4 protein-coding genes are annotated in these 7540 nt (G+C 48.3%); all 4 read right to left on the minus strand.

What is annotated here, in order from left to right; genetic code table 11:
• Window positions 1-67: 67 nt before the first annotated feature.
• The gene (locus QUB64_RS29055) at window positions 68-988 is read right to left on the minus strand and encodes an NAD(+) kinase (protein ID WP_333277367.1); all 921 of its coding nucleotides are present in this window, start codon (window positions 986-988) and stop codon (window positions 68-70) included.
• Window positions 989-1041: 53 nt separating this feature from the next.
• Window positions 1042-1164 (minus strand): hypothetical protein, encoded by a 123-nt coding sequence (locus tag QUB64_RS29060; RefSeq protein ID WP_333277365.1) that lies wholly within the window; start codon window positions 1162-1164, stop codon window positions 1042-1044.
• A 97-nt stretch (window positions 1165-1261) separates the two neighbouring features.
• Window positions 1262-2920 carry a hypothetical protein gene (locus tag QUB64_RS29065; RefSeq protein WP_333277363.1) on the minus strand — a complete coding sequence of 553 codons (1659 nt, stop codon included), beginning with the start codon at window positions 2918-2920 and terminating at the stop codon, window positions 1262-1264.
• Window positions 2921-2995: 75 nt separating this feature from the next.
• Entirely contained in the window at window positions 2996-7144 is a 4149-nt protein-coding gene (gene cobN / locus QUB64_RS29070; RefSeq protein ID WP_333343451.1) for a cobaltochelatase subunit CobN, read from the minus strand.
• Between the last annotated feature and the right edge of the window lie 396 nt (window positions 7145-7540).

Here is a 7540-nt window from a genome sequence, read left to right on the forward strand (position 1 = left end):
GAGGACTTCAGTCCTTCTAAAAGTCAGAGGACTCGCATTCCTCACTACAAACGGTGGATGATTTGGATTAATTGCGGTGATTGTTGGTGTACCGAATTCGGGCTCCGGCCCACTGAAGTTTTTCCCTCAAAGTGCCGTAATAAGAATAGTTTTCCCGCAAAATGATAAACTTGGCTTCGCAGTCTGCCATCCGCACGTCTACGCGCTGTCCCGGCCAAATTGCTGTACTTAAAATGCCGTCCATCCAGAGTTTTGTACTGAGTTCGTAATCTGCTAAGGGCCAAATGCTGACGACGGAACCGGGGGGCAAAACTACTGCCCGACTTGATAAACTTAAAGGGCAAATCGGAGTAACTGCGATCGCATCCATTCCCGAGTGGATAATCGGCCCGTTGGCAGATGCGGTGTAGCAAGTCGAACCGGTAGGAGTTGCCACAATTAAACCGTCGCCTTGATATTGATCGACTACTTCGCCGTCAACTTCCATTTCTAGAATACAGCTCGGCATTCGATCGGCAGAAGCAGGTTTGACACACATTTCATTCAGTGCCAAAAATCGATCGCTTTGGGGTTCGAGATTAGTTCTGTTTCCCTCAAAAACCGCCGCCTGCAACATCATCCGCTTCTGCACGGCATACCTATCTTCGGCCAGTCTGTCCCAAATCTCCTCAGTATTTTGGAAATCCTCAAAAGACTCGGTTAAAAAGCCCAGATGTCCGCCCACATTCGCAGCTAAAATCGGGATGCCGTCAGCAGACAAATTCCGGGCTGCCGCCAGGGCGGTACCGTCGCCGCCGAGAACTACGGCTAGATCGATCGGGCTGTTACTAGAAGCTAAAAACACCGGATACGGGTTATCTTTCGGGCCGCTGGGGCCCATTAAAACTTGACAGCCGCGACTTTCTAACTGGCGGGCACACTGTTCGGCCCACCGCTGGCTGAGGGTGTCTCGGGCTTTGTGGGCGATAATTACTTGTTTTAGTTGCACAATGAATCCGTGGATTTTAGATTTGAGATTTGAGATTTTAGATTATTGAGATTTTAGACTGATATCAAATCCAGCGGCATCTGAATGATATCGCCGTGGAACAGTCCCGATCGCGAGAAGAATATCAGCAAAACTCTCACAATGTTCGATCGAGACAAACCAGTGTTTGATGTCAATTTATATTTTGCAGTATTTTTCAGAATTTGGAGGCAGAGCCGACCGATCTGTGTTACCAGGAAGAGCCTGGTAACGAGGAAAATGCGCAATAGCTGATTACCCGTCGGCGATCCGGGATTTGGGGCGGGGCCAGATAATGCTGGTATCGGAGGCGAGGATGCGAGAAACTGCGATCGCCCCAAAGCTGTTGAGATGGCTGGGGTCAAAAAAAAACTCGTTGCGGTTCGGCCACCGCTGGGACAAGTCGCGGAAAGCGAAGCCTTTTTGTCGCGAGAGTTGCTGCATTCGTTGTCTAAACTGCTGTTCTGCCCACCGACGAGTGGGATCTAAGTAGTCGTCGGTGAGGGGCAAATTGACGAAAATTAGGGGGATTTTGCGAGTTTTGGTAAATGCTACCAGTGAATTAAAGGCTGTTGCTTGTTCGCCGCCGAGGTTGAAGTCTTCGTAGTCGCGATCGTACTTACCTGAAACGTAGGGGCGTTGTCGATAATATGTGTCGGGATTGTAACTTCCCGACATAGGCATGAATCCGTTGGAGTCGATCGCATCTGCTAATTCGCTGACTTGTCTGATTGCTACTGTTGTTTGTGATACTGCATTTTGGGCAACGGGCTCCATGCCCGTTCCACTCGATAGGAATTGGATTGTGGGGTGGGCTTCTAGCCCGCGCTCCATGCCTGTTCCACTGTTGAGAAATTTGACTGTGGGGTGGGCTTCTAGCCCGCCCGGGTGAGCAACAGGCTCCATGCCTGTTCCACTGTTGAGAAATTTGACTGTGGGGTGGGCTTCTAGCCCGCCCCTGAAAGCCCGATCGACAGATGCCTGCGATCGGCGAAAAGTGCTGTTAGCGCAGGGCTGCGGGAATCTGTAACACTGGGGAATCACGTTCGGTTCATCGGACGCGAGTTTAGGAAGAACGCCTGCTGCTAAAAGCTGGCTGCCTTCTGAACCGACTATCGAATTAAAAGTGCGATCGTCCCGGCCGCTGTTAAATGCGCGCACACCGTCCGCCCAGACAATCATTTGAGGTAAATGATCCGGCTTCAACAGCCGTCGCAGTTGAAAGTCAACAACTTGGGCAGTTGCGCCGTTGACTGCAAAGTTAAATACCTTTAAACCCGGACTCCCGTTAGCAGCCAAAGATTGTTTTAGCTGTTTGGGATCGACGCCCTGCAATGCGCGGGAACTACCGACAATCAAAACATCTGGCGGGCCGACGGCTGCAACGTAGGATAGGTATAGTTCTAGCTGTTCGTCGAGCAAATCGCTGCTGAAGCTAACGGTACTGGCTAGCGATCGGGTTGCGCCCGCTTGCTGTTGGGAATAAACCAGGTTTTTCATGTACTCGATGACTTTTTTCTCAGCAAACGCCCGTCTGGGACTACCGGGGGGAACCGCTTGCATCCAGGCTACGGCTTGCACCCATTGGGCTGCTACTTGGTCCCACTCTTGTTTTGAATTGGCTGATTGAGCCAAATTGGCGGCCTTGGTGGCAAAGTTAACTGACTCTGCAAATGGGTCGTTTTGGGGGCATGAGGGAACGGTGATGGATTTTTTAGTTTTGTTGGGGTTTTTAGCTAACACATAGGTTGGCGGCTGCGCTAGGACGGAGGAAGATGCGATCGTCCGAGAGGTCGCTAGAGTGTTGGGCGGCTTTGTTGATGAACATCCGGCTGTTAGCGCGATCGCGGCGATCGCGGCGCAGGTACGTTTTAAGATGTTAGTGCTGAGGTTAGCAATGTAGTGGCGAATCATACAGCTTTCACCGTTCGCGAAACATTAGTAGATATTACCGCAAACGGTCTGAAGTCTGTCGGTGCGATCGCGGGGTTAATTGCGTATTTCTGTATGGGATTCGATGACTGCTTCGGCTTGCAGGGCGATCGATCGCAATTTATCAAGAGTATCCTGATTAGCGCTCTGCCACAACCCCCGTTGACGAGCTTCTAACAATCTTTCCGCCATATCTCGCAGCGCCCAAGGATTATTTTCCTGAATAAATCCCTGAACTTTTTCATCAAAAATGTAAGCCTGTGCAATTCCTTCATACATAAAATCTTCAACACAATTCGCCGTAGCATCGTAAGCAAACAAAAAATCCACCGTTGCGGCAATTTCAAAAGCACCTTTATAACCGTGACGCATCGCCCCTTCAATCCATTTCGGATTTACCGCCCTGCTGCGATAAACCCGCGCAATTTCTTCTTTCAGTTGTCGCACTTTCGGATTTTCGGGAATCGAGTTATCGCCGAAATAAGTTTCAGGATTTTTTCCTTGCAAATTGCGAATTGCCGCAGTCATTCCGCCTTGGAATTGATAATAATCGTCGGAGTCGAGGATATCGTGTTCGCGGTTGTCTTGATTTTGGAGAACTATTTGCATTTGGTCGAGGCGTTTGGTAAATGCTTCGGGTGCACAACATCCCCATTCACGCCCGGTAAATTCACCCCCCCTAGCCCCCCCTTGTAAAGGGGGGGGACAAGAGTTGGATTGAGCCTCAGAGCCCAATTCACCCCCCCTAGCCCCCCCTTGTAAAGGGGGGGGACAAGAAGTCGAATTAGATTTAGCCCCCCCTTGGTAAGGGGGGGTTGGGGGGGTATTTGTGGAATTAGCCCCCCCTTGGTAAGGGGGGGTTGGGGGGGTATTGACTGGTAGTAAAGCAGAAGAATTGGAATTAGCCACATCTTTACTAGAAGAAGTGGGGGGGGTACTTGTATAGGCGTAACTGCTCCAATTAATGTAAGCTGTTGCTAGGTCTGCGTCGTCTGTCCAGTTTTGAGCTTCAATTATGCCTTGAAGTCCGGCACCGTAAGCCCCCGGCTTTGAACCAAAGACTCGAAATTGCGATCGCACTTGCGCATCTTCCCGACTCAAACCAGCCGATTCCCAATCCAAAATCTCTTGTTTAACTTGCGCTGCTAAAGGATTGTCTTCCGCAGGTTCATCTAAATCCGCTACAGCTTTGACAGCCGAGTCAAACAAATCAATTAAATTAAAAAAAGCATCGCGGAAAAAGCCAGAAATCCGCAAAGTAACATCAACGCGCGGCCGCCCCAAAACAGAAACAGGCAAGATTTCAAAATCTACAACCCGGCGCGAAGGCCCATCCCAAATTGGTTGAACTCCGATCAATGCTAAGGCTTCAGCGATGTCATCTCCACCCGTCCGCATGGTAGATGTTCCCCATACAGACAAACCCAAAGTTTTGGGATATTCGCCATTTTCTTGAGTGTATCTTTCGATTAAAGTTTCGGCCGCAACTCTGCCAACTCTCCAGGCGGTTTCTGTGGGAATAGCGCGGATATCTACCGAGTAAAAATTGCGGCCCGTGGGTAATACATCTGGTCTCCCACGGGTGGGCGCGCCGGATGCACCGCTGGGGATGTGTCGCCCATCTAGTCCGCGCAACAGGTTAGTAATTTCTTGGTTTGTTTGGAGGAGTGAAGGTAAAAGATAGTTGGAAATCCAGTCTAATTCTTGTTGGGTTGATTCTCCTATTTTAACCGCAGATGAACGCGGATGAACGCGGATGTTTTTAATTAAATCATCTACTAATTCAGCGGCTTTTTCTTCTAATTCTGCTGTGAAATCGCCTGCGGTGGTTAAGGGGTCGAAATCGTAGCCTAAATCTTTGGCGAGGGAGCGGGTTAAGCCGGAACGATTTGTGCTAGGATGGCGGGCGATCGCAATTATCAAATCTCGCAACTGTCTACCTTGGGGACATTGACCAAAAATATGCAATCCGTCGCGAATTTGGGATTCCTTGAGTTCGCAAAGATAACCGTCAGTGCGGGTGATAAATTCGGTAAATTCCGATTTATTGAGTTGGATGCCTAAGTCTTTATCTAGATTTTCCTGGTTGGTGAGGGCTACAATGCGATCGCGAATCATCGGTAATCTGGACGGATCTAAGCTTTGGGCTTCGCAATATTCGTCGATTAAGGCTTCCAATTGCTGCAAGGGCCCGTAAAGTTCGGCGCGAGTCATGGGCGGGGTGAGGTGGTCGATTATTACGGCTTGCGATCGTCTTTTTGCCTGGGAACCCTCCCCCGGATCGTTGACAATAAACGGATAGAAATTCGGCAGCGCGCCCAATGCCACTTCGGGATAACATTTATTAGATAGTGCAACACTTTTACCGGGAAGCCATTCTAAATTCCCGTGTTTTCCGGCGTGAATTATCGCATCTATTCCCAACTTTTCGCGCAGCCAATAATAGTAAGCGAGATAATTGTGAGTTGGTTCCAAATCCGGCGCGTGATAATTTAAAGCTGGGTCAAGTTCGTAGCCGCGCGATGGTTGAATTCCGACAAACACATTGCCGAATTGAATTCCCGGAATGGCGAAAGACTTGTGCTCAGTAATTAAAGCTTGTGCATGGTTTTCTGCTAATCCCCATCTTTTGCAAATGCCATCTTGTACTTCTTGTGGCAAAGTAGTAAAATATTCTTCATATTCTGCCAAATCCAAAGATTGACGAACAGGCCGCAACTCTCGTCCTTCCGGGTCATTTGTCACGCCAGAAGTTAAGAGTTCAATTAACTCATTACCGCTAGCGGGGATATTTTCAACTTGATAACCGGCTTCCTGCATAGCTTTGAGGATTTCGACACAGCTAGCGGGCGTATCCAAGCCGACGCCGTTGGCTAAGCGGGCGTTGCGGGTGGGATAATTTGCGAGAATTATGGCGATGCGTCTGTTGGTGGCTGGGGTTTGTTTCATCTTCACCCAATTCGCCGTTAAGTCTGCTACGAATGAAATGCGATCGGCCGCTGCGACATATCCTACCACATCAGTTTCTAACTCGCTGTTCCAAGTTTGTACAGCTTTAAAAGAAACAGCCCGAGTAATGATTTTACCATCTACTTCTGGTAATGCGACATTCATCGCCACATCTCGCGGCGAAAGTCCTTGTAATTCAGTTTCCCACTGTTCCAAACCACCGCCGCTGAAGATGGCTTGTAATAGGGGAACATCTAAGGAGTTTAAACTATTTTGTTCCAGTTCTGGGCTATTGAAACCGGAGACAGCAAAACTTGTGGTGTTGAGCAATAATTGAATGGGTTCTGAGTCTTTGGGTTGAAAATATTCCAGCAATTGGACTTGCAAATCTGGTTCTCGCAGCGAAGACACAAACACTGGAACTGGTTGCAGATTTCGCTCTATTAAAGCTTGACAAAGTGCATCAATCGGTGCTAAATTTCCCGACAAGTAATGAGCGCGATAAAATAGAATTCCGACCGTAGGGGCGGTGCCCCCGTGCCCGCCCTCCCCGTCTCCTTTAGGGTGTGTTTTAAAACCCGGAGATCCCCCCCAGCCCCCCTTAATAAGGGGGGAGCAAGAAGTTGTCAAAGTCTCCCTTATTAAGGGTGATTTAGGGGGAGCGGAATCTGGTTGTACAGTTTCAAAACACGACCCTGTGCGTCCGCCCCAATCATAAATTCCAACGCGGGAAACTGTTTGAGGAAGAGGCGGATGATAAGCAGTTTTAAAACAAGTATCAGCAGTAAACTTGAGAGCATTAACAAAATTTTGAACTCCACCTTCAGTAAAATAACGCCACAACTGATTTACCGCTGACAGCGATACATTAGAATGGCTGATTAAATCCGGATCGGGACTATCTTCACCCGGCATCACAATCAATGCTGCATTAGTTTTCTGCACCGTTTCCCGCAGAACTTCTAATCCGTAAGACCAATAAGAACGCCCACCTAACAGCCTTAAAATTATTACCTCTGCGCGTTCTAAAATTTCCTCGGCATAGGTGTCAATGGTTAATTGTTGCTGCAACTGAAGCAGATTTACGGCCCGCACTTTTGGAAACATGGCGGGCATTTTAGATGAGGCGGCCGCGAGTGTTTGAATGTCGGTGTCAGCAGCACTAATAAACACAATTGGTGCTGGGGTTTGCTGAATAAAAATTACTCCTTCTGCTTGAGGGTTCCAACCTCCGGGCGTAGCTGCTATTTTGTGCATTAATTTTTCCTCTATAAAAACTACAATCAAACTTAGATCGCGAATACAATTGTAGGGTGTGTCGCTTGCAGAAAATCCTTAAAAAAATACAGACAATCTCATAGATCCGCACCTGACAAAATAGTCTCTCAAACAAACCCAATACTTCTTTCACTCCCAAAATTTTGATGAACTATATTAGACTCGCTTGAAAATGGCTGAGGTGCGTCGCTTTCAGATGGTCGATACTTAGTTAGGTATTTATCGCAGGCGACGCACCCTACGGCTTACATAACGGGTACAATTAGGTGTAGGGTGTGTCGCTTGCAGAAAATCCTTAAAAAAATACAGACAATCTCATAGATCCGCACCTGACAAAATAGTCTCTCAAACAAACCCAATACTTCTTTCACTCCC

Source organism: Microcoleus sp. Aus8_D2 (assembly GCF_036702665.1).
Classification (GTDB): Bacteria; Cyanobacteriota; Cyanobacteriia; order Cyanobacteriales; family Microcoleaceae; genus Microcoleus.

Excerpts from the sequence above, each read along its gene's own strand:
- QUB64_RS29065 (WP_333277363.1), bottom strand. The coding sequence starts at position 2,920 with ATGATTCGCCACTACATTGCTAACCTCAGCACTAACATCTTAAAACGT.
- cobN (WP_333343451.1), bottom strand. The coding sequence starts at position 7,144 with ATGCACAAAATAGCAGCTACGCCCGGAGGTTGGAACCCTCAAGCAGAA.